The 24,066-nt window shown below is 62.2% G+C and carries 25 protein-coding genes; 5 read left to right on the forward strand and 20 right to left on the reverse strand.

The genetic code is table 11. The features are described 5' to 3' along the window. Window positions 1–21 precede the first annotated feature (21 nt). The 16 genes from fliD to flgB all read right to left on the reverse strand — a co-directional run bounded on the left by fliD (window position 22) and on the right by flgB (window position 16,496). Entirely contained in the window at window positions 22–1,410 is a 1,389-nt protein-coding gene (gene fliD / locus DMX06_RS17330; protein WP_110738580.1) for a flagellar filament capping protein FliD, read from the reverse strand. A gap of 83 nt (window positions 1,411–1,493) precedes the next feature. Next, on the reverse strand, window positions 1,494–1,844 hold the full coding sequence (locus tag DMX06_RS17335; RefSeq protein WP_110738581.1) for a flagellar protein FlaG: 351 nt from the start codon (window positions 1,842–1,844) through the stop codon (window positions 1,494–1,496). A gap of 75 nt (window positions 1,845–1,919) precedes the next feature. Further along, entirely contained in the window at window positions 1,920–3,332 is a 1,413-nt protein-coding gene (locus DMX06_RS17340) for a flagellin N-terminal helical domain-containing protein (protein ID WP_110738582.1), read from the reverse strand. A 302-nt stretch (window positions 3,333–3,634) separates the two neighbouring features. Then, on the reverse strand, window positions 3,635–4,564 hold the full coding sequence (locus DMX06_RS17345; RefSeq protein ID WP_110738583.1) for a ketoacyl-ACP synthase III: 930 nt from the start codon (window positions 4,562–4,564) through the stop codon (window positions 3,635–3,637). Between the two features lie 285 nt (window positions 4,565–4,849). Continuing rightward, the gene (locus DMX06_RS17350; protein WP_110738584.1) at window positions 4,850–6,412 is read right to left on the reverse strand and encodes a flagellar hook-associated protein 3; all 1,563 of its coding nucleotides are present in this window, start codon (window positions 6,410–6,412) and stop codon (window positions 4,850–4,852) included. A 12-nt stretch (window positions 6,413–6,424) separates the two neighbouring features. Further along, window positions 6,425–8,461, reverse strand: a complete 2,037-nt coding sequence (gene flgK / locus DMX06_RS17355) for a flagellar hook-associated protein FlgK (RefSeq protein WP_110738585.1) — start codon at window positions 8,459–8,461, stop codon at window positions 6,425–6,427. 10 nt (window positions 8,462–8,471) lie between these two features. Then, on the reverse strand, window positions 8,472–9,668 hold the full coding sequence (flgJ, locus tag DMX06_RS17360; RefSeq protein WP_110738586.1) for a flagellar assembly peptidoglycan hydrolase FlgJ: 1,197 nt from the start codon (window positions 9,666–9,668) through the stop codon (window positions 8,472–8,474). An 11-nt stretch (window positions 9,669–9,679) separates the two neighbouring features. Next, entirely contained in the window at window positions 9,680–10,789 is a 1,110-nt protein-coding gene (locus DMX06_RS17365; protein WP_110738628.1) for a flagellar basal body P-ring protein FlgI, read from the reverse strand. Between the two features lie 12 nt (window positions 10,790–10,801). Continuing rightward, complete coding sequence (flgH, locus tag DMX06_RS17370) at window positions 10,802–11,497, reverse strand: flagellar basal body L-ring protein FlgH (protein ID WP_110738587.1); 696 nt, start codon at window positions 11,495–11,497, stop codon at window positions 10,802–10,804. A gap of 79 nt (window positions 11,498–11,576) precedes the next feature. Beyond that, entirely contained in the window at window positions 11,577–12,362 is a 786-nt protein-coding gene (gene flgG / locus DMX06_RS17375) for a flagellar basal-body rod protein FlgG (protein ID WP_110738588.1), read from the reverse strand. A 48-nt stretch (window positions 12,363–12,410) separates the two neighbouring features. Next, a complete protein-coding gene (gene flgF, locus DMX06_RS17380) occupies window positions 12,411–13,151 on the reverse strand; it encodes a flagellar basal-body rod protein FlgF (RefSeq protein WP_110738589.1) in 741 nt (246 codons plus the stop codon). A gap of 162 nt (window positions 13,152–13,313) precedes the next feature. Next, complete coding sequence (locus DMX06_RS17385; RefSeq protein ID WP_110738590.1) at window positions 13,314–13,508, reverse strand: hypothetical protein; 195 nt, start codon at window positions 13,506–13,508, stop codon at window positions 13,314–13,316. A gap of 69 nt (window positions 13,509–13,577) precedes the next feature. Further along, entirely contained in the window at window positions 13,578–14,900 is a 1,323-nt protein-coding gene (gene flgE, locus DMX06_RS17390) for a flagellar hook protein FlgE (protein ID WP_110738591.1), read from the reverse strand. 30 nt (window positions 14,901–14,930) lie between these two features. Next, complete coding sequence (flgD, locus tag DMX06_RS17395; RefSeq protein WP_110738592.1) at window positions 14,931–15,629, reverse strand: flagellar hook assembly protein FlgD; 699 nt, start codon at window positions 15,627–15,629, stop codon at window positions 14,931–14,933. Window positions 15,630–15,642: 13 nt separating this feature from the next. Beyond that, window positions 15,643–16,086, reverse strand: a complete 444-nt coding sequence (gene flgC / locus DMX06_RS17400; protein WP_023629792.1) for a flagellar basal body rod protein FlgC — start codon at window positions 16,084–16,086, stop codon at window positions 15,643–15,645. Window positions 16,087–16,088: 2 nt separating this feature from the next. Continuing rightward, window positions 16,089–16,496, reverse strand: a complete 408-nt coding sequence (gene flgB / locus DMX06_RS17405) for a flagellar basal body rod protein FlgB (RefSeq protein WP_110738593.1) — start codon at window positions 16,494–16,496, stop codon at window positions 16,089–16,091. A 111-nt stretch (window positions 16,497–16,607) separates the two neighbouring features. On the opposite strand from flgB, the gene DMX06_RS26590 reads away from it, so the two are divergent. Then, a complete protein-coding gene (locus tag DMX06_RS26590) occupies window positions 16,608–16,742 on the forward strand; it encodes a hypothetical protein (protein WP_258378877.1) in 135 nt (44 codons plus the stop codon). Between the two features lie 67 nt (window positions 16,743–16,809). Here DMX06_RS26590 and cheR read toward each other — a convergent pair whose 3' ends face one another. Then, window positions 16,810–17,637 carry a protein-glutamate O-methyltransferase CheR gene (gene cheR, locus DMX06_RS17410; protein WP_050706713.1) on the reverse strand — a complete coding sequence of 276 codons (828 nt, stop codon included), beginning with the start codon at window positions 17,635–17,637 and terminating at the stop codon, window positions 16,810–16,812. 51 nt (window positions 17,638–17,688) lie between these two features. Next, on the reverse strand, window positions 17,689–18,618 hold the full coding sequence (locus DMX06_RS17415) for a chemotaxis protein CheV (RefSeq protein WP_050706714.1): 930 nt from the start codon (window positions 18,616–18,618) through the stop codon (window positions 17,689–17,691). Between the two features lie 63 nt (window positions 18,619–18,681). On the opposite strand from DMX06_RS17415, the gene flgA reads away from it, so the two are divergent. The 4 genes from flgA (at window position 18,682) to DMX06_RS17435 (ending at window position 21,281) form a co-directional block, all read left to right on the forward strand. Continuing rightward, window positions 18,682–19,431, forward strand: coding sequence for a flagellar basal body P-ring formation chaperone FlgA (flgA, locus tag DMX06_RS17420; RefSeq protein WP_110738629.1), 750 nt, complete (start codon window positions 18,682–18,684; stop codon window positions 19,429–19,431). 177 nt (window positions 19,432–19,608) lie between these two features. Further along, window positions 19,609–19,932: a flagellar biosynthesis anti-sigma factor FlgM gene (gene flgM / locus DMX06_RS17425; RefSeq protein ID WP_110738594.1), complete on the forward strand. Its 324-nt coding sequence runs from the start codon at window positions 19,609–19,611 to the stop codon at window positions 19,930–19,932. A gap of 47 nt (window positions 19,933–19,979) precedes the next feature. After that, complete coding sequence (locus DMX06_RS17430) at window positions 19,980–20,447, forward strand: flagella synthesis protein FlgN (RefSeq protein WP_110738595.1); 468 nt, start codon at window positions 19,980–19,982, stop codon at window positions 20,445–20,447. A 90-nt stretch (window positions 20,448–20,537) separates the two neighbouring features. Beyond that, window positions 20,538–21,281 carry a flagellar brake protein gene (locus DMX06_RS17435; RefSeq protein ID WP_110738596.1) on the forward strand — a complete coding sequence of 248 codons (744 nt, stop codon included), beginning with the start codon at window positions 20,538–20,540 and terminating at the stop codon, window positions 21,279–21,281. 68 nt (window positions 21,282–21,349) lie between these two features. Here DMX06_RS17435 and DMX06_RS17440 read toward each other — a convergent pair whose 3' ends face one another. Beyond that, entirely contained in the window at window positions 21,350–22,672 is a 1,323-nt protein-coding gene (locus DMX06_RS17440; protein ID WP_110738597.1) for an MFS transporter, read from the reverse strand. A 131-nt stretch (window positions 22,673–22,803) separates the two neighbouring features. Further along, a complete protein-coding gene (locus DMX06_RS17445) occupies window positions 22,804–24,045 on the reverse strand; it encodes a glutamine synthetase family protein (protein ID WP_181427857.1) in 1,242 nt (413 codons plus the stop codon). Between the last annotated feature and the right edge of the window lie 21 nt (window positions 24,046–24,066).

Raw genomic sequence — 24,066 nt, forward strand, 5'->3', positions numbered from 1 at the left:
ACTTCACGGGACGATCACGGATTATTTGTCGCTCTTGGCGTTGTTCAGCGCGTTGAGCGTGCCCAGCACGTTGTTCTGCTGCTGGCGCAACTGGGAGACCAGGGTATCCATGCTGTTGTACTTGTCCTGCAGGCTAACGCGCAGGGCTTCCATGCGCGTATCCAGGGTATCCTGCTCGGTCTTGAGCTTGGTCAGGCTCTCGCTCAGCGCCTTGGAGCGCTCGGCCAGGGTGCCGGTGGATGCCTTGGCATACGGTTCGGTCGCGGTCTGCAGGCGTGCCAGCAGGCCATTCTTGCCATTGAAGATGCTGGTCAGGTCGGCGGCGTTGGTGGCCGCGGCCTTGTCCCACTTCTTTTCGTCCAGGCTGAGCGTGCCGCCATCCTGGGACGTGGTGACGCCAAAGGCGGCGAGCGACTTCATCGTGCCGTTGCCGGAAAGCGCGTTCATTTCTTCGCGGATCGATGACATCAGCGCGCGCATGGACGCGTCGCCGGTGAGCGCTGCGGGCGTCACAGTGCCGTCGGCGTTCTTCGTCACCCTGGTCTCGGCGTTTACCGCCTTGAGCAGCGCGTTGTAGGTGTCGATGAAGCCTTTGAGGCCCGACTTCAACGCGGTGGAGCTGGTGGTCAGCGACAGCGTGGTCTTGACAAAGAGGTCGCTATCCTTTTCCTTGGCGGAAACACCCACCAGCTTGATATTCAACCCGCTGATCGCATCGCTGATATCGTTGCTCTTGGACTCCATGGAGATACCATCGAGCACGTACTTGGCATTCTTGGGCTGCTCTACAACCGTGTACCCGGTATCGATGCCCGAATTCCCCGACAGGGTGATATCGGAACCCACACCCATCTTGTTGGACGTGATCACCAGACGCGAACCCGAGGCATCGGTCAGAACGTTGGCACTCAGGCCGGCCGTGCCGAACTGACTGTTGATCGCCTCGCGCACCTGCTGCAGCGTGGCGCCCGGCGGGATACTGACGTCGTGGTCCTTGCCATTCTGGGTAATGGTCAGCTTGGTGCTGGTAGTACCGGGATTGACCACGCTATTCGCACCGCCGGCATACACCTTGGTGGACACTTTGGACGCAGACGCCAACTGCTCTACCTGCAGGTTGAACGAGCCAGTGGCCGCACCAGCACTCGCGGTGATGGTCGCAACCTTCTCATCCGAGGACTTCAACGCCAGACCACCGAAGCTGTTGTCGTTGGTCATGCTGGTCAGTGCACCACGGAAGGCATCCAGGGCCGCCTGGATCTTGCCGATTGAGGACAATGTGGTGGTTGCCTTCAGTGTCTGGGTATTGATCTGTGCCTGTTTCGGCGCCTTCTGCGCGTCCACCAGGGACTTCACAATCGCCTGGGTATCGATGCCCGATCCGATACCGCTGATTGTTGAACCTGCCATCATTGCTCTCCTTGTTCGGTAGCTGCCGGGTCCTTGACGACTACACGCCGCAAATGACCGACAGCAACAAAAATCATGCCAGCTTACGCCTTGCCGTCAAACAGCAGGCTGCCGGCTTCGCTGAGGCTTTGTGCCAGCTTCAGCGCCGTTTCCGACGGGAGTTGGCGGATCACATCACCGGATTCGGTGGCGATCACCTTGACCACGACCCGGCCGGTGGAATCATCGATTGAAAAATCCAGCTTGCGCTGGCTCGATTGGACGAAATCACGGATTTCGCCAACCGCTTTCTCCAGGTCCTCGCGGGTGTGCGGCTTATCATCGACGGCCGCGGCTTCCGGCACCTTGACAGGCACCAGTGGGTCCTTGGCAGTCGCCACTGCCTGAGGCAGCACCGAAGGATACACCTGGTTCAGCTTGACACTCATGTCCATGCTTCGAACTCCTCATGTCAAAAAAGCGAAAGGGCACGTAAACGCGCCCTTCCACCTCTTACTCAGGCGCCTGAATTACTGGAGCAGTTTCAGGACCGAGGATGGCAGCTGGTTAGCCTGCGACAGGATCGCGGTCGAAGCCTGCTGCAGGGTCTGCTGCTTGGTCAGCTCTGCAGTTTCCGAAGCGAAGTCCACGTCCTGCACGGTCGAACGGGCAGCGGTGGAGTTCTTCTGGATGTTCTGCAGGTTGTCAACGGTGGTGGTCAGACGGTTCTGGGTAGCACCCAGGCCCGAACGGACGCTGTCGATCGAACCGATGGCCTTGTCGATAACGGCCAGGGCGTTCTGAGCCTTGGTGGCGTCGGTGACGTCGGTTTGCGAGATGGCGGTCTTGGCGGAGGTAACGGTCGCAGCACCGAACAGATCAGTAGCGCCGCCCAGCGAGAAGCCCTTGGCCGAGTCCAGGGAGATCTGGCCGGTGACCACCATGGCAGCACCACCCAGAGCAGCACCAGCAGCGAAGTTGCCGGAGCCGTCTTTGGCGGCGATCGAGATGTTCGCCTGGGCGTTGGTGTCAGCAGCCGAGAAGTTGATGTTCTCGCCAGTGTCCGACTTGATGCTCAGGGTTTGTTTGGCTTCGTCGTAGTTGACGCTGATGCCCAGTTTGGCGGCGTTGGATTTCAGCTGGTCAGCCAGGCCCTTCTGGTCGGTCACACCAACGAAGTCAACAGTACCGCTGGAACCGACAGACAGCTTGAAGTTGGATGGAGTGGCAGCGAGAACGTCCAGCTTGACTTCAGTGCTGGCAGCTGCGGTCAGACCACCGATCGAACCGTTCAGGTTGCTGGCGATTTGCTTGGCGGAAGCGCCAGCAGCGTAGGCGACAGTGGCGGTCTGGCCGTTACCGGTAACGGACAGGCTGCCAGCGGCAACGCCGGTTGCGCTTGGTGCGATCGCGGTGCTCTTGACCTGCTGGGAACCGATGTTGCTGGCAGCAACGTTTTCCAGGGTCAGGTTGATGGTTTCGTTCGCGTTGGCGCCGACCTGGATGGCCTTGGTGCCGTAGGAGCCGTCCAGCAGCTTCTGGCCACCGAAGGTGGTGGTTTCCGAGATACGGTTCAGTTCGGCGGTCAGAGCCTGGTATTCGTCGTTGTTCGACTTACGGTCGTCAGGGCTCAGGGAGCCAGTGGCCGAGGACAGAGCCAGGGTACGCATTTTTTGCAGGATGTCGGTCGAAGCCTGCATTGCGCCTTCGGCGGTCTGGGCGATCGAGATACCGTCGTTGGCGTTCTTAACTGCCTGGCCCAGGCCGTTGATCTGGCTGGTCAGACGGTTGGCGATCTGCAGGCCGGCAGCGTCGTCTTTGGCGCTGTTGATGCGCAGGCCGGAAGACAGGCGCTGCATCGAAGTGGTCTGGGCAGTGCTGGCCTTGTTCAGGTTAACCTGAGTAGTAACCGAAGCAATGTTGGTGTTTACAGTTAAAGCCATGACGAAATCCTCGTTGGATGGGTACTGCGGCTTCCGGCCCTGGCATCCGCCGGGTATGGCCTAGAGAACCTTCGTAATGGTTATCGTCGTCTGCGTGGGTTGCTTGAGGGCATTTGCGAAAAAAAAATGCCATCACCCCGCCACCCCCATGAAATCAGGGGGTTATTGATTTGGCGGTTGCCGATCAGGGGCTGCTTTGCAGCCCATCGCGGGACAAGCCCGCTCCTACAGGGGCGATCTTCCAGGCATAAAAAAACGCCTGGCGGGACACGCCAGGCGTTTCTCTCTGAGATCGTCGAGACTCAGGCGCGATAGAGAATCGCCGAGCCCCACGACAGGCCCACGCCAAAGCCGCTGATGGCCACGCGCTTCCAGCTGCTGTCGAACATGTGTTTCTGCAGCAGCAGCGGCACGCTGGAGGACACGGTATTGCCGGTCTCGAGCATGTCCTTGACGAACTTCTCCGGATGCTGCTCTTCGAAGCGTCGTGCCACGGCATCAACGATCGCCGCGCTGCCCTGATGGATGCAGAACGCATCGATGTCCGAGGACTGCAGGCCACTGGCCGCCAGCAGCTCATGCAGGTGCGCCGGCACCTTGACCAGGGCGAAGTTGAACACCTGGCGGCCATTCATGAAGAAGGTGCCATCGTTGACCTTGAGGTGCTCGGCACCCGAACCGTCGGTGCCGAAGCGCGCCTCGCCCAGTTGCCAGACGGCGTTCTCGCCCATCCAGGTGGCCGTGGCGGCGTCACCGAACAGCATGGTGGTGTTGCGGTCTTCCGGATCGACGATCTTCGAGTACGGGTCGGCGGTGATCAGCAGGCCGTTTTTCAGCCCCGCCGCCTGCATGAAGCCCTTGATGGCGTAAAGGCCATAGACATACCCGGAGCAACCCAGCGACACGTCGAAGGCCGCCACGCGGGTCGACAGGCCCAGCTTGTTCTGGACGATCGCCGCCGTGTGCGGCAGGCCCTCTTCGTCACCGTTCTGGGTGACCACGATTAGCACATCGATCGACTGCGGATCAAGCTCTGGGTTGTTGGCGAACAGCGCCCGTGCAGCCTCCACGCACAGGTCAGACGTCTCCTGCTCCTCGGCCTTGCGCGGCAGGAAGGAGGCGCCGATCTTGCCGAACATGAACTCTTCGTCCTTGCCGAACTTCGCACCCTGGACGTAGTTGTCCAGGCCAGCGGTGGGCACGTAACTCGCGATGCTTTTGATGCCAATCATTCTGGCTTCCCAATGAAAACAGCCAAAGACCGCCACTCGATGAATTGAGGGCGCCAACTACCGGGTCGAGGGCAATGCGCCCCGGGCAGGCCGACACCAGGCTTGCCCTTTGCGCACCGGTAACAAAATGCTGCAGCAACTGCCGCATAGAATACAGGGAAGATGCACGATTTGACTCATTAGTCACAGTCAATTATCGCCAAACCCCTGCCACCACCGCGCGCCAGATACGAAAAAGCCCCGGCAGCATGACGCTGACCGGGGCTTTCCTGACGCGGATCGCGATCAGAGCTTGTTGAACAGGCTCAGTTGCGAAATACGCGAGAAGGCCAGTTGCGAAGCTTCGAGCATGGCCTGCTGCAGGGTCAGCATGATCGAGGCATCGGCCATGTCGGTATTGCCGATGGCATCCTGGGTGACCTTGTTGGCCGTGGTCAGGCTGGTGTTTTCCTGGCGCTGGATATCGAGCGAGTTGCCACGGGCACCGATCGAACCACGAGTGATATCGACCTGCTCGCGGGCACTGGCCAGGTTGGCCACCGCCGAGGCTACGGCGTTCTTGATGGCGGTATTGTTGCCCGCGCCACCTGGCGGCGCATCCAGCGCCGCACGAAGCTGGCTGATGGTTTCCAGCACGCTCTGGTTCTGGTGATTGTTGGCATTTACCGCGAACTGGTCACCCGCCTGCGGCGCACCGGACACCTGGTAGGTGACGCCGGCCACCGTCAGCGACGGCGCGGTGAAGGTACCGCTGGCAACGGGTTTGCTGTCCGCAGTCAAAGGCTGGGCATAGAACTCGTAGGTGTTGGCACCGGTGAACTTGATCACCGCCCCATCACTCGGGAAGGTGCTGCTGTAAGCGGCCGGGTCGGTCACAGCGCCGCTGGTGACCTGTGCACTGGACGGGTTGCCGGCACCACGCACGGTCGTCAGCGAATCGGGACGGGCCTGCACGCTGAACTCGCGGCCGGCGAAGACGGTATTGGCATCATCGCCTTCTTTCAGCGAGGCGGTGACCTCGAACTCGACGCCGCGCAGCGAGATGCGATTGCCGCCCTCGGCCTTGCTATCGAAGGTGCCATTGGTGGGCGTCTCGGCGGTGACGTCATTGCCCAGGGCATCGGTCACCTTGTACTGGGTGGCGCTGGTGAAGGTGATCTTGTACGGCTGGCCAGCGGTGAAGCTGCTGTTGTAGGTATTGTTCGAGGTCAGCAGACCCGGCGAGAGCGCGACCTTGCCGTCATCGACCGGCGGCGTCACCAGGGTGGACTGGGTACGACTCTTGTTCTTGGCCGAATCGAAGATGCTGAAGCCGGTGTCGTTGGTCGCCAGGCTCAGGGTGTCGGACACCTGCAGGCTCAACTGGGTCTGGTCGCCCTGGTAGCTGTAGGTGCCATCGGCATTGCGCACATAGGGCGGCGACGAGGTCTTGGTGCCACCGAACATGTAGTCGCCGTTGGCATCGCGCGAATTGAGCAGGCCGAAGATGTTGGCCTCGATCTCCTTGAGCTCGCTGCTGATGGAGACACGGTCGGCATCGGTCACGCCAGCGCCACCGGCACGCAGGGCCAGCTCGCTGGCACGCTGCATGGCATCGTTGATGGTGCTCAGCACGCTCTCTTCTTGCAGCAGAGAGTTGTTCACCGTGGTCATGTTGCCGTCGTACTGCTTGAGCAGCGCCTGCTGCTGTTGCAGCAGGAGCAGGCGCGCGGCGCCAACCGGATCGTCGGCGGCGGTCTGGATGCGCACGCCGCTGTCGATCTGCGTCTTGCTCTTCATCAGGTCGGCGAAGTTCTTGGTGTAGCTACTGGCGCTCGACTCATAGAACTGAGCGGTGGAAATACGCACGATGGCTACTCCTTACAATGCGTTGATCAGGATGCTGAAGGTTTCCTGCGCCGCCTTGATGATCTGCGACGACGCGGTGTAGTAGTGCTGGAACTTGATCAGGTTGGCCGCCTCATCGTCCAGGTTGACACCGGAAACCCCGTTGCGGCTTTCCTTGGCCGCATCGAGCACGGCCTTGGTCGCAACGGTATCGATTTTGCCCTGGTTGGCCTTGGCACCGACCCGCTCGACCAACGATGCGTAGGCCGAGGTGAAGCTGGAGCCACCGCCGGAGGTCACGCCGACGGTGGATTTGGTCTGCAGCCCCAGCAGCGCCTGGGCGTTGCGGTTGTCGGACTTGCCGTCGGCATTGAAACGGAACTCGAAGCGGTCACCTGCCGCCGGGCTGCCGCCGATCGTGGTCTCCATGCTGAACGTGCGCGGATTGCCACTGCCATCAAGGATCGGGTTACCTGCAGCGTCACGCATGGGCACGTTGATCGCCAGCTTGTTGTCCTGCCCCGGGACAATGGTTCCGCTACCGATGAGCCCACCCTTGGCATCGAACAATTTGTAGCCCTGAGTGCCACCGCTGGCCGCCCCGAACTCGACCCGTACCGGCATCGAATTCTTGATCGAGCTCTGAATCAGCGCGGTATCGGCCCCACCATAGATATCCAGTTTGCCCAGGGTTGGCTGGGTAATGGTGCCAGAGCCGGTGTTGTCGCCGACCACAATGCCATTGATCGGCCCAGCGAAGGCGAGCTTGTTGGCATCGGTAAGAACGGTATTGATGGAGCCTGCCGCCGAACGGGTCGGGCTCACCTTGAAGCTGTCCCCGGCGGTCAGACCGCCCCCGTTCAGTTTCAGGGTGAAGCCGTCGATCACTGGCGGCGGCGTGGTGGTCAGGTCGAAGCTGCCCATATCGGTGCCATCGGAACGACGCACGCTGTATTGGTTGGCGCTGGTGAACTTGACTTCGTAGTCGTAAGTGGTGAGCGCACCGCTGTTGGCGATGGTCACATCCAGGTTACCCGAACCCGCACTGTTGCCCGAGGCCGCCAAACTGCGCTGACTGATCGCCATGGCACTGTTGATGCTGGAGAACAGCGCGCTACCGAACTGCCCGTTGGCGTCCAGGCCTTGTCCCAGCTGACTGTTGATGCTGTCGGCCACCACCAGGGCGACACGCCCCAGCTCGTTCATCGACGGATTGAGCACGTCGTTACGGTAGCGCAGCAAGCCACCGATCTGTCCGCCGGTGACCACCGAGGTGACATCCGAGGAGAAGTTCGGGTAGTTGATCTGCAGGCTGTACTGGCTCTTGTCGGTGGTGCTCGGCACGGCGCTCAGGGTGTTGGCGCGGCCACCGGTGACCAGCGACTGGCCGTTGCCCAGGTACACGTCATAGTTGCCGTCACGCTCCTGCACGGTGACGCCGACCAGCTCGTTGAGCTGGCGCACCGCTTCGCTGCGGGCATCGAGCAGGTTGTTCGGCGATGCACCGGAGGCCGACAGCTGGGTGATCTGCTTGTTGAGGTCGGCGATGCTCGACGTCAGCTGGTTGACCTGGCCCGACAGCGTATCCAGCTGGCTGTTGATGCTACCGTTCTGCTGGTTCATCTGGCTGGAGATGGCATTGAAACGATTGCTCAGGGTCTGCGCCTGAGTCAGCAGCAACTGGCGCGAGGCAACATCGCTGGGCTTGGCCGAGGCGGTCTGCAGGGCCGAGAAGAACGCGGTCAGCACCGAGCTGATACCGGTGTCGCTTTCAGCCAGCAGCTTGTCGATGCCGGTGATCTGATCCTGGAACGCCGCCGCATCTGTGTTCAGCGAGGTAGCCGTCTGCAGCTGGTTGTCCAGATAGGCGTTGTAGATGCGACGTACATCCGACAACGTGGTCCCGGTGCCGACAAAGCCCGAACCGATATTGTGCGACGCCCCCGTGGTCTGGATGGTCTGCTGGCGCGAGTAACCCGAGACCGCCGCGTTGGCGATGTTGTTACCGGTGATGGACAGCGCCGTCTGGCTGGCATTCAGGCCGGAAAGCCCGATCGAGATCAGAGACATGCTTCAATCCTTATAGATTCGTGTTAGTGCCGGCCATGGCGTATTCCTGGGTTGGCCGCAGCTGCCGGGCAATGCTGATGATCTTGCGGGCGTAGTCCGGATCGGTCGCGTAGCCAGCCTTCTGCAGCTCTCTTGCAAACTGTTCCGGGTTATCGGCGGCACCGACGGCATCTTTATAGCGGTTATTGTTCTGCAACAGGCTGACCAGGTCGTGGAAGCTGTCCTGGTACGAATCGTAGGAACGGAACGCCGCCGTCTCCTTGACGAACTGACCGCCACGGAACTCGCTGGTGATCGCCCGCGCCTCACCACCCTGCCAGTTGCCGGTGGCCTTGATGCCGAACAAGTTGTGGCTGCTGCTGCCGTCGGGATTGCGCATGACCGACTTGCCCCAACCGGTCTCCAGCGCGGCCTGGGCCACCAGATAGCGCGGGTCGATACCGATGCGCTTGGCTGCCTGTTCGGCCATCGGCAGCATGGTGGAGACGAACGCATCGCTGTCGCTGAACGCCTTGCTCGGCGCCAGCGGCGGCTGGGCCACGGCCCGACCGAGAATGCGCATGCCTTCGCGCGGCGCGGCGAAAGTCTGTGCCGGCTGCCAATCGCCCCGGGCGACACCAGCGAGCGAGGGGCCGCTGCGGCTGGGCAAGGCCGTGTCGTTGCCCGCAGCGCCGACACCGGTGGCGGTCGGCACGATACCGGCCAGCAAACGGTCGGTCAGCTTGCCCGGCAAGGCCAGGCGCCGCGAATTGAGGGCCGCGACGTCGTTGCGCCCCGCAGCGGGCTGCTCGCCGTGCGCGGGCGCGGTCACGCGACTGCCCCAGAGCACCGGTGCGGCGCCATCGGTGCGCGGGAACGGGCTGGAGTTCACGCTGTGCTTCTGCTTGCTCAACTGACGCACCAGCACATCCTGCAGACCGATACCACCACCCTGGCGGGACATGCTCACCGCCAGTTGCTGGTCGTACATGTCACGGTACTGCTTGACCGTGTCGCTGTTCATCGGGCTGTCTTCGTCGGCCATGACATCGGTGGCCTTGCGCGACGCCTTGAGCATCTCGCTGACGAACAGCGACTCGAATTCCTGGGCCACCTTGCGGATGTTGCCCTCGCTGTCACGATCACCAGCTTTGAGCGAACTCAACCGATTGAGGTCGGTGAAGGCGCCGCTGTCGGACGCGCCGGAGATCAGGCTTTTCGGATTCATCCCAACCGTCCTCAGATCACGATCAGGTCGGCTTGCAATGCGCCGGCCTGCTTCAGGGCTTCGAGGATCGCCATCAGGTCGCTCGGCGCCGCGCCGACCTGGTTCACCGCGCGGACGATTTCATCCAGCGTGGTGCCCGGGCCGAACTTGAACATCGGCTTGGCTTCCTGCTCGGCATTGACCCGCGAGCGCGGCACCACGGCGGTCTGGCCGTTGGAGAACGGCCCCGGCTGGCTGACGATCGGGTCTTCGGTGATGGTCACGGTCAGGCTGCCGTGGGTCACCGCCGCTGGCGAGACCTTGACGTTCTGACCGATGACGATGGTACCGGTACGCGAGTTGATGATGACCTTGGCCACGGCCTGGCCCGGATCGATTTCCAGGTTTTCGAGGATGGACAGGTAGTCCACGCGCTGGCTCGGGTCCATCGGCGCGGTGACCCGCACCGAGCCGCCATCGACGGCCTGGGCCACGCCCGGGCCGAGCAGTTCGTTGACCTTGTCGACGATGCGCTTGGCGGTGGTGAAGTCCGGACGGTTGAGGTTCAGGGTCAGGCTGTTGCCTTGATTGAAGCCACTCGGTACCGCACGCTCGACCGACGCACCGCCAGGAATACGACCGGCCGACGGGACGTTGACGGTGATCTTCGAGCCATCACGACCTTCAGCGTCAAAACCACCGACCACCAGGTTGCCCTGGGCGATGGCATAGACGTTGCCGTCGATACCCTTGAGCGGCGTCATCAACAGGCTGCCGCCGCGCAAGCTCTTGGAGTTGCCGATCGACGACACGGTGATGTCGATTACCTGGCCCGGCTTGGCGAAGGCCGGCAGGTCGGCATGCACCGATACCGCTGCGACGTTCTTCAGCTGCACGTTGCCGGAACCGGCCGGCACCTTGATACCGAACTGCGACAGCATGTTGTTGAAGGTCTGCAGGGTGAACGGGGTCTGGGTGGTCTGGTCACCGGTACCGTTCAGGCCCACCACCAGGCCGTAACCGATCAGTTGGTTGGTGCGCACGCCGGAAATGCTGGCGATATCCTTCAAGCGCTCGGCGTGAGCACCGAAGGCACAGGTCAGAAGCAGTGTCGCGGCAATCAACCGCCTAGCATTGAACATGGTCATCCGTACTCAGAAAGGCCAGAGCGGGCTGATGAAGAAGCGATCCAGCCAACCGGGCTGGCTGGCATCGGCGAACGAGCCGGTGCCCGAATAGGTGATGCGCGCATCGGCCACGCGGGTGGACGGCACGGTGTTGTCGGTGGCGATGTCGTCAGCGCGCACCAGGCCGGCGATACGTACCAGCTCTTCGCCGGTGTTCAGGGTCATCCACTTCTCGCCGCGCACGGCGATGATGCCGTTGGGCAGCACCTCGGCCACGGTGACGGTGATCGAGCCGGTCAGGGTGTTGCCCTGGGTGGCCTTGCTGTCGCCCTTGGTGGAGCGGTCGCCGCTGTAGCCGGCCTCGAGGGAAAGGTCACCGCCGCCCAACGGGTTGTTGGTGTTCGGCACGGTGCCGAACAGCGAGGTCAGACCGATGTCGGCCTTGCTGTTCTTCTGGATCTGGGAACCTGCGTTCTTGCTCGCCGAGGTGCGCTCGTTGAGGGTGATGGTGATGATGTCACCAACCCGGAACGCCTTGCGATCGGTATACAGGCCCTGTTCGAAACCGGCCTGGTAGATCGAACCGTTGTTGGCCGCTGCCGGCAACGGGGTGCGCGGCAGGACCGGCGCATAGTACGGATCGTTGGGCTTGGGCGTCGGCGCGACGCAACCGGCCAACGACACCGCCCCCCCCAGGGCGAAAACGGACAACAGACGTTTCATGACTCTTACCTCTAGGCGAAACAGGCGCTGCAACAGCGAGCGGATGGTCAGCGGCCCGCACCCGGCGGGCCGCCAGGGCTTACAGCTGCTGGGTGACGAACGACAGCATCTTGTCGGCGGCGGAGATGACCTTGGAGTTCATCTCGTAGGCGCGCTGGGTGGTGATCATGTTCACCAGCTCTTCGACGGTGCTGACGTTGGACGCCTCCAGCATCTGCTGCTCGGTGGTGCCGAAGCCGTTCAGGCCCGGCGTGCCAACCTGCGGCGCACCGCTGGCGGCGGTCTCGAAGAACAGGTTGCCGCCAATGGCCTGCAAACCGGCCGGGTTGATGAAGTCGGCGGTCTGGATGTTGCCGATGACCTGAGCGGCCGGGTTGCCCGCGGTGGTGATCGACACGGTGCCGTCCTTGCCAACGGTGAAGGTCTGCGCGTCCGGCGGCACGACGATCGCCGGCTCCAGGGCAAAACCGTTGGCGGTGACGATCTGGCCGTCGGAGTTCAGGTGGAAGGTGCCATCACGGGTGTACGACACGGTGCCGTCAGGCTGCAGGATCTGGAAGAAACCGCGACCGTTGACCGCCATGTCCAGCGGGTTCTCGGTGGTCTGCAGGCTGCCGGCGGTGAAGCTTTTCTGGGTGCCGACGATGCGCACACCGGTACCGACCTGCAGGCCCGAAGGCAGCTCGCTGTCCTGGGTGGACTGCGCGCCAGGCTGACGCTTGATCTGGTAGAGCAGGTCCTGGAATTCGGCGCGATCACGCTTGAAGCCGGTGGTCGACACGTTGGCCAGGTTGTTGGAGATGACCGCGAGGTTGGTGTCCTGGGCGGACAGGCCGGTTTTAGCGACCCAAAGAGCCGGAAGCATTTAGTGTTCTCCTCGTGCGCCTGTTTTACGGCACCCGTTCAAATGTAATTAGCCGATTTGCAAAACCCGAGCCATGGCTTCATCGCCTTCCTTGGCCGCGTTCATCATCTTGACGTGCAGTTCGAACTGGCGGGACAGCGCCAGCACCGAGGTCATTTCCTCGACGGCGTTGACGTTGCTCGACTCCAGGAAACCAGACACCACCCGCACGTTGACATCGGCGTCGGCTGGCTGGCCGCTGGTAGTGCGGATCATGCCGTCCAACCCCTTGGTGAGCCCCTTGATGTCCGGATTGACCAGCTTGATCCGGTCGACTTCGGCCATCACCCGCGGATCCTCGCCCATGGCGCGGATGCTGATGGTGCCGTCGTCGCCGACCTCGACCTTCTGCTCCGGCGGAATGGCGATGGGGCCGCCATTGCCGATCACCGGCATGCCGTTGCCGGCGCGCAGCACGCCCAGGGCGTCGATGTTAAGGCTGCCGGTGCGCACGTAGGCTTCGCTGCCGTCCGGCGCCTGCACGGCGATGAAACCCTTGCCGGCCACCGCCACATCCAGTTCGCGACCGGTCTCGACCAGGGCCCCTTCGCTGAAGTCGGTGGCCGGGCGCTCGGTCATGGCAAAGGCGCGCGCCGGAAAGCTGTCGCCAAACACCGGCATCGAACGCGCCTGCTCCAGGTCGCGCTGGAAGCCGTTGGTGGAAACGTTCGCCAGGTTGTTGGCATGGGCCTTCTGCGCCAGCGCGTTCTGGCTGGCGCCGGTCATGGCCACATAAAGCATCTTGTCCACAGCATCTCCTCTACGCGAACCTTGCCGCGTTATCGTTGGCAAGGGCAAAGCAAATATCGAACCAAGCTGACGCAACCCCTTGAATACGGGGCATGCAGGGCCACACCAAGGCCACGAGCGTCAGTTTGTCGGCGAATGTTTGCCGCAGGCGGCAACACCCCGTCAGTTGTTCCGGCACGCGCCATTGCTGTAGGGCCCGGAATGACGCTTCCAGCCCTCGCCTGGATCGGTGGCCGAGCACATGTAGCGTCCGGTCGCCAGGCTTTGCCACTGATACCAGGGCGCCGGCGCGGCACGCAGCGAGAGCGCGACCAACAGTGCGCTCGTCACCGCCACAAGTAGCGACAGCCTCTTCATGGCATCACCCTCCGTTGTGCCAGACGTGAAAAAGCCCCCGCAAGCAGGGGCTTTCTCACGCCACGATCATCAGGTCATCTGAATGATGGTCTGCATGATGGTGCTTTCGGTGGAAATGGTCTTGGCGTTGGCCTGGTAGTTGCTCTGCGCCTTGATCAGGTTGACCAACTCGGAGGTCAGGTCGACGTTGGAGTCTTCCAGGGAGCTGCCGGCGATACGCCCCAGGGTACCGGAGTCCGGCTCGCCGATGATCGGCACACCCGAAGCGTAGGATTCTTTCCAGGCGGTACCGCCGACAGGCGTCAGCCCCTGCAGGTTGGCGAAGTTGGCGATCACCACCTGGCCGATCACCTTGTCCTGGCCATTGTTGAAGTTGGCGAACAGGTTGCCGCTCTGGTCGACGGTCAGGCCGGTGAGCTCACCCGTGGCGTAGCCGTCCTGATCCTTGGCGGTGGTAGCCGACTTGTTGTTGTACTGGGTGGTAGCCAGCATATCCAGGGCAACGCCGCCGGGATTGGCGGTCGCGCCATTGGCAATCCAGGTGCCTGCCGCATTTTTTTCGGCGGGAACCCAGCTGGCGAAACTGAAGGTCTTGTCGGCATTGATGGTCAAACCACCCGTAACCGTACCCGCCGTCATTGCCGCGGTATCCAGGCTGCCATCGGGCTTGAACGGCAAGGTATTTTTCAAAGGCGTGGGCGAGCCCGGAGTGGCCGGATTGCGACCATCAATGGTGGTGTACATGGACCAGGTGTTGGTACCTGGCTCCTTGACGAAGTACTGGTTCATCTGGTGTTCATTACCCTGACTGTCGTAGACCGGGGTATTGAAGGTGTAGTTGTAACTATCAACGGTAGCCGGGTCGAATGGACTCACCTTCGGCTCGACAGCACTGGAGTTCAGGTTGACGGTTTCAGAAATACGGCTGGTCGGTTTCGGCGAAAGATTGGAGGAATCGATCTTGAGATTGGTCAGCACTCCCTGGATCACCTTGCCGTTGCCATCCACCGCATAACCTTGCAGGTTGGCGCCACCAGCGTTGACGATGTAGCCTTCCTTGTCGCTGTAGAAGGCGCCGGCACGGGTATAGATTCGCGAGCCGTTGTCGTTGAGGGCAAAGAAGCCGTTGCCGTCGATGGCCATGTCCAACGCCTGGCCAGTGCCATTGATGTTACCCGGGTTGAACATCTGCGAGACCGCCATGGTCTTCACACCGCTGCCCACCTGGGTCTTGCCGCCGGCGGTGCCGCGAATGGACTGCGAGTACTGGTCGCCGAACTCGGCACGCGAGGCCTTGAAACCGTGGGTGGCGACGTTGGCAATGTTGTTGCCGGTGACGTTCAGAGCCTTGTTCGCCGCAGAGAGACCGCTAAGGCCGATATTGAAAGACATTTACTCGCTCCTTGTGCCGATGCTGCGGCGTTAGATTCCGATGGTGGTTACTTTGGAGATGCCGACTTTGCCGATACCGGCCAGGTCGAGCATCATCTCGCTGCCGTTCTGGAAGCTGACACTGTTGACCTTGGCCGGCAGCAGCGTGGCCAGCGTCTTGGATTTGCCGTCGACCGTGCCCTCGGCACTGAAGGTGTAGGTGCCCGGATCGACCTTCTCGCCCTTCTCGTTGGTGCCATCCCAGATAAAGTCGGCGGTACCGGCCTTCTGCGCGCCCAGGTCGATGGTCTTGACCACATTGCCATCCTTGTCCTTGATGGTGACCTTGCCCTCGGTGATGTTCGACGGCACCACAACCTGGCCGTTGAAGCTCTTGGTGGTGTCGACCACCGACTTGTCTGTCGACACGATCACCGAGCGACCAACCAGCGAGGTGGCCTGCAAGGCCTGGGACGAACCGACGCCGGTGAGGATGCCGTCGACCGACTCCTTCAGCGACTGGATGCCCTCGAGGCTGCTGAACTGGGCCAGCTGCGCGACGAACTCGCCATTGTCCTGGGGATCGAGCGGGTTCTGGTTCTTCATCTGCGTCACCAGCAATTGCAGGAACGCATCCTTGCCCAGCGCACTGCCGGCCTGGCCGGTGCTGCCGCTGTTCTTGTTGGCAGGCTTCTGCAGCGATTCCAGATAACCGCTGCCGACCTTGGTATCGGTATTGGTGGTAGTCATTCAGGCCCCCTGCTTACTGACCCAGGGTCAGCACTTTCTGCATCATGTTCTTGGCGGTGTTCATCAGCTCGGCGTTGGTCTGGAACGCGCGGCTGGCGGAGATCATGTCGGCCATCTCCTCGACCACGTTGACGTTCGGGTAGTAGACGTAGCCGTCCTTGTTCGCCGCCGGATGGTTCGGCTCGTAGCGCGCTTCGAGGTTGCTCTGGTCCTCGATGATGCCCTTGACCTGGACGCCCTGCCCCGCCTCGCCCTGATCCTCGAATAGCGACTGGCCCGCACCGCCCTGGGCCTGCTGGAAGGTGGTGGCGAAAACCGGGTGGCGGGCGCGGTAGGTCTGGTCGATGCTCGAGGATACCGTCTCGGCGTTGGCGATGTTCGAAGCGACGGTGTTCAGGCGCGTGTTCTGCGCGCTCATGCCGCTACCGGCGATGTTGAAGACACTGGCAAGGGACATGGTCACTCTCCACGCAGGGCCGATACCAGCCCTTTGAATTTGCTGTTGAGCAGGGTGAAGCTGGCCTGGAAGCCAACGGCGTTTTCGGTGTAGTTCGATTGCTCGATCTGCGCGTCCACGGTGTTCTGGTCGATCGACGGCTGCATCGGCGTGCGGTACTGCAACGTGTCGTCCATCATCGCCAGGCCTTCGGCCTCGATGTGGCGATTGTTGGTACGGTCCAGCGCGATGCGGCCGCTCTGCTGCTTGTCGGCCTCGGCGGCGAGCACCGACGAGAAGTCCATGTCGCGCGCCTTGTAGTTGGGCGTGTCGGCGTTGGCGATGTTGTTGGCCAGCACCTCGGCACGCTGGGCGCGAAAGCCCAACGCCTTTTCGTGGATGCCGAGCGCCTTGTCGAAGCTGATGCTCATATCGGGGAAACCTTCGGAGGTTGACCAGAGTTTCGTTGGCTTAGGCTTTAGCAAGGGCTGTGCCAACCATCAAAACCCTCGTAAATAGGGGGCCAGCCGATCAAATGGTTGATGAAGCTGCCAGAAAAGCGGCAAGACGCTTCCGCTTCGAGCGCATCAAGCGGCAATTGCCAGGCGGCAAAAGCGGCAAAACAAAAAATTGACGTCAAGGACGATACCCGCACCGACCGGCAACCACAGGCCTAGGGATCACGCCCTGGCAGGAACAAAAAAAAGGCCGGTGTCGCAGGACACCGGCCTTTTTCGCTTGGCCTTACTTGGCCTGGTAGATGATCCCCGGACTGCACTGGACCATCTGATAGTGGTCCGGCAACCCGTTGAGCGCCTCGGACGCGCCGAGGAACAGGTAGCCACCAGGCTTGAGGGTGCCGTGAATGCGCATGAGGATGTCCTTCTTGACCTGGGCCGAGAAGTAGATCAGCACGTTGCGGCAGAACACAATGTCGAACTTGCCCAGCGGCGCGTAGCTGTCAAGCAGGTTGTACGAGCGGAACTCGACACGGCTGCGGATCGGCGACTTGATCGCCCAGCGCCCCGGCCCCTTGGGGTCGAAGTAGCGCTGCAGGCGCTCCTGTGACAGGCCACGGGCAATGGCCAGGCTGTCGTACTCGCCAGTCTTGCAGTTGTTGAGCATGGCGCCGGACAGGTCGGTGGCGACGATCTGCGCGCCCATCTTCAACTGGCCGAGGTTGGTGCGCTCGAACTCGTCGATCGACATCGAGATCGAGTACGGCTCCTGCCCCGACGAACAGGCCGCCGACCAGATGCGCAGGCGCTGCCCCGGGTTGTTCTTGATGAACTCCGGAATCACCTTGCTCTTGAGCACCTCGAACGGGTAGGTGTCACGAAACCACAGCGTCTCGTTGGTGGTCATGGCATCGACCACCTGCTCGCGCAGGCCACTGCGTGGCTGGGTCTGGATGCGCTGCACCAGTTCGCCCAACGACTTGATGCCCTGTTGCTCCATCAGCTTGTTGAGACGGCTGGAGACCAGGTACTGCTTATTCTCGCCCAGCAGGATGCCACAGGCTTTCTCCAGGAAGACCCGGAACTGTTCGAAATCCAAATTACCCGTAGACAATGCTGCCGCCTCTTCTTAAATCGCTAGCGCCGGGGACGGGCCCCGGCCGTTTCAATGACTCGCCTTGATCCGATCGACCACGCGCTGGGCGAGATCATCCGGCCTGAACTTGGCCAGGAAGTCATCGGCACCGACCTTCTTGACCATCGCCTGGTTGAATACCCCGGACAACGAAGTATGCAGGCAGATGTGCAGCTTTTGCATGCGTGGATCGCTGCGGATCTCCGCCGTGAGGGTATAGCCGTCCATTTCCGGCATTTCAATATCCGAGATCATCATGAGGAACTCCTCCTCCGGACGCTTGCCCTCGTCCACCAGCTTGCGCAGGTAATCCAGGGCCTGGCGGCCGTCGTTGAGCGCAACCACCTCGACCCCCACGGTCTGCAGGCAACGGCTGACCTGCTTGCGCGCCACCGATGAATCATCGACCGTCAGCACCCGCAGCATCACCGCCTTGTCCTGCACCTCGGCATCGATCACCCCATCGGACACCGACTCGGACGACGGCGCCACCTCGGCCAGCACCTTCTCCACATCGATGATCTCGACCATGCGATTGTCGACCCGGGTCACGGCGGTCAGGTAGTGATCGCGGCCGGTGCCCTTGGGTGGCGGGTGGATCTCTTCCCAGTTCATGTTGACGATGCGCTCGACCGAATGCACCAGGAAACCCTGGGTCTTGGTGTTGTACTCGGTAATGATCACGAAGCTGTTGCGCGTTTCTTCCTTCAGCTGCGGAAGGCCAGTGGCCATCGACAGGTCCAGGATCGGGATGGTCGCCCCCCGAATGTTGGCCACGCCGCGCACCACCGGATGTGATCTGGGCAGCAGCGTCAGGTCCGGGCACTGCAGCACCTCCCGTACCTTGAACACATTGATGCCGTAGAGCTGATCGCCATTGAGGCGAAACAACAGCAGCTCCAGGCGATTCTGCCCCACCAGTTGCGTGCGCTGGTTGACCGAATCCATCACTCCAGCCATGCCAGACTCCTTCAACGATTGCCTATGTACCGAATCGGCACGGGCTTTGCTTTTTTGAACGCCATGTACACGAAAACGACAAATTTCCGACGACTGACGCGCCTGTTGACCGGCTCACTGGCCGCCCTGTGCCTGCTGGCACCCGGCATTCGTACGCTGGCGGACTCTTTTACCTTGCCTGAACAGCTTATCGGTGTCACTCAGGGGTTTCTTGAGTTCACCGTAGAGGATTATCTGGCGACGACCCAAACCCCGGGCCGCTACGAAATCCAGGTCAACACCCTGGACCCGCGCCTGCGCATGCCCCAGTGCAGCCAGCAGCTGGATGCCTCGCTGGAAAGTTCGACGCCGCTCGGGCGGGTCACGGTACGGGTACGCTGCGACAGTGCCGCGCCCTGGACGGTGTTCGTCCCGGCACAGGTCCGCCTGCTGCGCGACGTGGTGGTCATGACGCGCCCCCTCAAGCGCGAAAGCGTGGTGACTGAGGGCGATGTGGCCATGCGTGAACGCGATGTCGGCAACCTCGGTCCAGGCTACCTGACCCAGCTCGACCAGGCTGTGGGCATGAAGCTGCTGCGCCCCACCGTGCTCGACCAGGTACTGACGCAACAGCACCTGGAACAAGCCGAGGTCATACGCAAGGGCGACCATGTGGTGATCATCGCCCGCAGTGGCAGCCTGAGCGTGCGCATGCCGGGCGAGGCATTGGACAAGGGTGGCCTGCAGACGCAGATCCGCGTGCGCAACCTGAACTCCAAGCGCGTGGTCAAGGCGCGGGTCACAGGCCCGGGCCAGGTCGAGGTGGCCATGTAGGAACACCCCGTGTCGGGATAATGACAGAACGCTGGCGATGTGGAACCGCGCCCCCTAAACTGTGTCACAGATCGGGTTGCGCACGTGTGCTGAGAGGCCGTGATGCATTCACGCCTAAAGTTTTGCTCAGACAGGCCGAAAACCAGGCATGCGTCCTAATTCCCAGGGGTTCTGAACATGGTCATCGACTTCAGTCGTCTCAACAACTCTCCGTCCGTCACGGGCGGCGTTCGCGGCAATGCCGCGCCAGGCAACGCCGAAAAAGCCGAAAAAGCCGGCGAAGCCAGTGAAGCGCCAAAGCGCGCCAATGCCAGCGGAGAAGCGGTACACCTGAGCCCAGAGGCCCAGCAATTGCAGAAGATCAGCGACAAGCTGCGCGATCAGCCGACCGTCAACAGTGCCCGCGTGGCCGAGTTGAAGCAGGCTATCGCAGACGGCAGCTACAAGGTCGATGTCGACCGGGTCGCCAGCAAACTGCTTGATTTCGAAGCCCAGCGCTGACCTTCAGGCGCGCTGACTTCAAGGACGCAACACGCCAAGAGTTAGCCATGCACGACACTACCCTGCTGCAACTGATTGAAAACGACATCGCGCCGACGCAGGAACTGCTCGAGCTTCTCCAGAACGAAGCGATAGCCCTGCACGGTCGGGACATGATGGCCCTGGAACAGATCCTGGCCCGCAAACAGTCGTTGATCATCTTGCTCGAGCAGCAGGGCAAGCGGCGCAGCCAGCTGCTCCTCGAGCTCGGCCTGAGCGCCGACCGCGAAGGTGCCCAGGCGCTGGCCGCACAGTCGAGCAATGGCGAGGCCATCATGAGCCGACTCGATGCGCTGGGCGAGCTGATGGATGCCTGCCGGCAGGTCAACGAGACCAATGGCCGGATCATCCAGGTGCAGCAGCAAACCACGGCGAACCAGATCAGAATCCTTCAGGGTGGCGATTCTCCGTCGCTCTACGACAGCCGTGGCGGCACCTCGCCAATGGCCAAGCCCCGCGCAATCAGCCAAGTGTGATTAGTTCTATCTTATTTGTATCAAGACACGGAACATACTGGCAAAATGCCGTTACTTGCGTGTGCCGTTTTGCCTGGAGATTGATAACCCGTGTTCAATGAATCCGATGCTCCCCAGCCACCAAAGGTGCTGACCACCCCTTTGGAGATCACGGCCAACTTGCGCCAGCTGCTGGATAGCCACGACCCGCTGATCATCAGCTTCCACGAGCGCAGCCAGCGGTTCCAGAGCTATGTGGTGCATGTCGACCGGGACAAAGGCTTCCTGGCACTGGATGAAATGATCCCTCGCGATGGCGAGAAGTACATCGAGAACGGCGAAGCGTTCCGCGTCGAAGGCTTCCATGACGGCGTACGCATCGCCTGGGAGTCCAGCACACCGCTGACCGTCACCGAGATCGATGGTCACCGCTGCTACCGTGGCCCGCTGCCCGAGGAAGTGACCTATCACCAGCGCCGCAACGCCTTCCGCGCCGCGCTGAAACTGTCGCAACTGGTCGACATCACCCTCGACGGCGCCCACCTCAAGGGCAACGGCGCCCTGCGCGGCAAACTGCTGGACATCTCCGCCACAGGCTGCAAGCTGCGTTTCGACGGCAACGTCGAGGACCGCCTGCAACTGGGCCAGGTCTACGAGCGCTTCAAGGCCGGCAACCCACTGGGTCTGACCGATACCCTGGTCGAACTGCGCCATCTGCACTTCGAGGAACGCATCAACACCACCTTCGCCGGGGTGCGCTTCCACAACCTCAACGGCCAGGCACAACGCAAGATCGAGAGTTTCGTCTACCAGCTGCAACGCGAGGCGCGGCGGTTCGACAAAGACGACTATTGAACGTCGCCAGGACATGAAAAACGCCACCCCATGGGTGGCGTTTTTCATTCAGGGCCAACACCAACAGGCTAGGATTTGCTCACCTCGCCTTCCCGCTGCGCACCGACATCCTCTTCCGTATCCTCCGCCGCCACCGGTGCCTGCATCACCTCCTGCACGGTCTGCTCGTCCACACGAGGGTCAAGGGCCGCCGACAAGGGCGAACCCGCCGCCGGCATGGCCACGTGCCCCAGCGGCGCATCCTGGACCTGATGCAACCCGGTGACCGCCTTGGGCCGAATGCGCCAGACCAGCACCAAGGCGAAGAACACGAAGAAGGCATACAGCATCTGCGCGCCCAGCAGCTTCATCAGCACCCCGGCCACCAGCGGCCCGATGCAGGCGCCCACGCCATAGGTGACCAGCAGCATGGCGGTCAACGAGACCCGCCGCTCGCTTTCCACATGGTCGTTGGAGAACGCCACCGCCAGCGGATACAGGCAGAACTGCAACAGCGAGATGACGAAACCGATGCCGAACAACAGCGCCAACGGCACGCCTGGCAGGATCGCCAGCGGCGCCGAGGCCAGCGCCAGGCCGATCGCCACGCTACGGATCAACACAGCGCGATCATAGCGGTCGGACAACCAGCCCAGCGGCCACTGCACCAGCAGGCCGGCGAAAATGCAGCTGCCCATGAACAGGCCGATCTGCTCGGTGGATAGCCCCTGGCTGGACGCGTACAGCGGCGCAAGGCCATAGAACGAACCGACGATCAGGCCCGAACCGAGCACCGTGGACAACGATTGCGGCACGCGCTTGATGAAGAACTTCGGCTCCATCGGCGCCGGCCGCAACGGCGCGGGGTGGATGCGCCGGGTCATGGCCACCGGCACCAGGCACAGGGCAAAGCACATCGCAACCAGCATCAGCAACTCAGGCCCCAGCTGTGGATGCACCACCAGGATCAACTGGCCAAGCACCAGCCCAAGATACGAGGCAATCATGTAGCCGCTGAACACTGCACCACGATGCTTGGCATCGGCCTGCTCGTTGAGCCAGCTCTCGATGACCATGTACTGGCACATCATCCCCAGGCCGACGATCATCCGCAGTCCGATCCAGGCCGGCAGCCAGCTGGTGAGCCCGTGCCCGAGCACCGCCGCACCGACGATACCGGCACAGGTGGCGTAGGCACGGATATGCCCGACCCGGCCGATCAGCCGGTGCCCGACCTTGCCGCCGACCGCCAGGCCGAAATAGTTGGCCGCCATCAGCGCACCGATCCAAAGGCTGTCGACATGGTCGGCGGCCAGGCGCAGGGCCAGGTAGGTACTGAGCAGACCCGAACCGATCAGCATCATCAGGGCGGCGAAGTACAACGACTGAAACGGCTTCCAGATATTTCGCATACGTCCCGTCAAGCTCCTTGATCTGGTGGCGCGGGGTTGCTGCCAAGCATAAAAGCAAATCTACCGCCGCGCAGGTCCCCGACGGCTAAATTCGGCCGCCGGAGACGCATCCAGTAGCGGTCGTGTCGCGCTCAGGCTTGCACAGCCAACACGCGGCGCTCCCAGGGCGTGATCTCATCGAAGAAATCGCTCAGCTCCAAGGTCTTGGTGGCGATGTAGCCTTCGATGAACTCCCTGCCGAACAGTTCCCGTGCCAGGTCGCTGCGCTTGAGGCGCTCCAGCGCGGCATGCAGCGTACAGGGCAGGCTCAGGTGCTCGGGCACCTCGAACTCGCCCTGGATCGCCGGCGTCGGCGCAAGCTGCCGCTCGATGCCATGCAAGCCGGCGGCGAGACTCGCGGCGATGGCCAGGTAAGGGTTGGCGTCGGCGCCCGGCAGGCGGTTCTCCACCCGCCGCGCCGCAGGCGAGCTGGCCGGGATGCGCAAGCCCGCGGCGCGGTTGTCCTCGGACCAGCAGGCATTGTTCGGCGACGCGTAGGGGTGGCACAGGCGCTGGTAGGAATTGACGTTCGGCGCGAACAGCACGGTGAAGTCGGCCAGGCAGGCCTGCAGCCCACCGATGAAATGGTGGAAGGTGTCGGTCGCCCTGCCCTGCTCGTCGCTGAACACGTTGCGCCCGCTGGCGCTGTCGACCAGGCTCTGGTGGATATGCATGGAGCTGCCAGGGGTGTGCGCCAGCGGCTTGGCCATGCACACCACGGTCAGGCCATGCTTGAGCGCGACCTCCTTGAGCAGGTGCTTGAACAGGAAGGTCTGGTCGGCCAGCAGCAAGGGATCGCCGTGCAGCAGGTTGATCTCGAACTGGCTGACGCCCATCTCATGCATGAAGGTGTCGCGCGGCAGGCCCAGCGCCGCCATGCAACGGTATACCTCGTTGAAGAATGGGCGCAGGCCGTTGTTGGAGCTGACACTGAAAGCCGAGTGGCCCATTTCCCGACGTCCGTCCTTGCCCAGCGGCGGCTGGAACGGCTGGGTCGGGTCGGCATTGGCGGCAAAGACGAAGAACTCCAGTTCCGTCGCCACCACTGGCGCCAGCCCGCGCTCGGCATAGCGGGCGATCACCGCCTTGAGCTGGCCACGACTGGACAGCCCCGAGGGCGTGCCATCGAGTTCCACCGCATCGCAGATGGCCAGCGCCCGAGGCTCGTCGCTCCAGGGCAAGCGGTGGATCTGCGAAGGCTCGGCCACCAACGCCAGGTCGCCGTCGTCACTGCCGTAGTACTTGGCCGCCGGATAACCGCCCATGATGCACTGCAGCAGGACGCCACGGGCCATCTGCAGGCGACGGCCTTCGAGAAAGCCCTCGGCGGTCATCACCTTGCCACGGGGCACGCC

Origin of the sequence: Pseudomonas mosselii, from assembly GCF_003205295.1 — a bacterium.
Taxonomy (GTDB): Bacteria; Pseudomonadota; Gammaproteobacteria; order Pseudomonadales; family Pseudomonadaceae; genus Aquipseudomonas; species Aquipseudomonas mosselii_B.

What these genes read in the sequence shown, in the direction of transcription:
- fliD (WP_110738580.1), bottom strand. Translation starts at nt 1,410, where the DNA reads ATGGCAGGTTCAACAATCAGCGGTATCGGATCGGGCATCGATACCCAG.
- DMX06_RS17335 (WP_110738581.1), bottom strand. Translation starts at nt 1,844, where the DNA reads ATGGACATGAGTGTCAAGCTGAACCAGGTGTATCCTTCGGTGCTGCCT.
- DMX06_RS17340 (WP_110738582.1), bottom strand. Translation starts at nt 3,332, where the DNA reads ATGGCTTTAACTGTAAACACCAACATTGCTTCGGTTACTACTCAGGTT.
- DMX06_RS17345 (WP_110738583.1), bottom strand. Translation starts at nt 4,564, where the DNA reads ATGATTGGCATCAAAAGCATCGCGAGTTACGTGCCCACCGCTGGCCTG.
- flgK (WP_110738585.1), bottom strand. Translation starts at nt 8,461, where the DNA reads ATGTCTCTGATCTCGATCGGGCTTTCCGGCCTGAATGCCAGCCAGACG.
- flgJ (WP_110738586.1), bottom strand. Translation starts at nt 9,668, where the DNA reads ATGAATCCGAAAAGCCTGATCTCCGGCGCGTCCGACAGCGGCGCCTTC.
- DMX06_RS17365 (WP_110738628.1), bottom strand. Translation starts at nt 10,789, where the DNA reads ATGTTCAATGCTAGGCGGTTGATTGCCGCGACACTGCTTCTGACCTGT.
- flgH (WP_110738587.1), bottom strand. Translation starts at nt 11,497, where the DNA reads ATGAAACGTCTGTTGTCCGTTTTCGCCCTGGGGGGGGCGGTGTCGTTG.
- flgG (WP_110738588.1), bottom strand. Translation starts at nt 12,362, where the DNA reads ATGCTTCCGGCTCTTTGGGTCGCTAAAACCGGCCTGTCCGCCCAGGAC.
- DMX06_RS17385 (WP_110738590.1), bottom strand. Translation starts at nt 13,508, where the DNA reads ATGAAGAGGCTGTCGCTACTTGTGGCGGTGACGAGCGCACTGTTGGTC.
- flgE (WP_110738591.1), bottom strand. Translation starts at nt 14,900, where the DNA reads ATGTCTTTCAATATCGGCCTTAGCGGTCTCTCTGCGGCGAACAAGGCT.
- flgD (WP_110738592.1), bottom strand. Translation starts at nt 15,629, where the DNA reads ATGACTACCACCAATACCGATACCAAGGTCGGCAGCGGTTATCTGGAA.
- flgC (WP_023629792.1), bottom strand. Translation starts at nt 16,086, where the DNA reads ATGTCCCTTGCCAGTGTCTTCAACATCGCCGGTAGCGGCATGAGCGCG.
- flgB (WP_110738593.1), bottom strand. Translation starts at nt 16,496, where the DNA reads ATGAGCATCAGCTTCGACAAGGCGCTCGGCATCCACGAAAAGGCGTTG.
- DMX06_RS26590 (WP_258378877.1), top strand. Translation starts at nt 16,608, where the DNA reads ATGAAGCTGCCAGAAAAGCGGCAAGACGCTTCCGCTTCGAGCGCATCA.
- DMX06_RS17415 (WP_050706714.1), bottom strand. Translation starts at nt 18,618, where the DNA reads ATGGCTGGAGTGATGGATTCGGTCAACCAGCGCACGCAACTGGTGGGG.
- flgA (WP_110738629.1), top strand. Translation starts at nt 18,682, where the DNA reads ATGTACACGAAAACGACAAATTTCCGACGACTGACGCGCCTGTTGACC.
- flgM (WP_110738594.1), top strand. Translation starts at nt 19,609, where the DNA reads ATGGTCATCGACTTCAGTCGTCTCAACAACTCTCCGTCCGTCACGGGC.
- DMX06_RS17430 (WP_110738595.1), top strand. Translation starts at nt 19,980, where the DNA reads ATGCACGACACTACCCTGCTGCAACTGATTGAAAACGACATCGCGCCG.
- DMX06_RS17440 (WP_110738597.1), bottom strand. Translation starts at nt 22,672, where the DNA reads ATGCGAAATATCTGGAAGCCGTTTCAGTCGTTGTACTTCGCCGCCCTG.
- DMX06_RS17445 (WP_181427857.1), bottom strand. Translation starts at nt 24,045, where the DNA reads ATGACCGCCGAGGGCTTTCTCGAAGGCCGTCGCCTGCAGATGGCCCGT.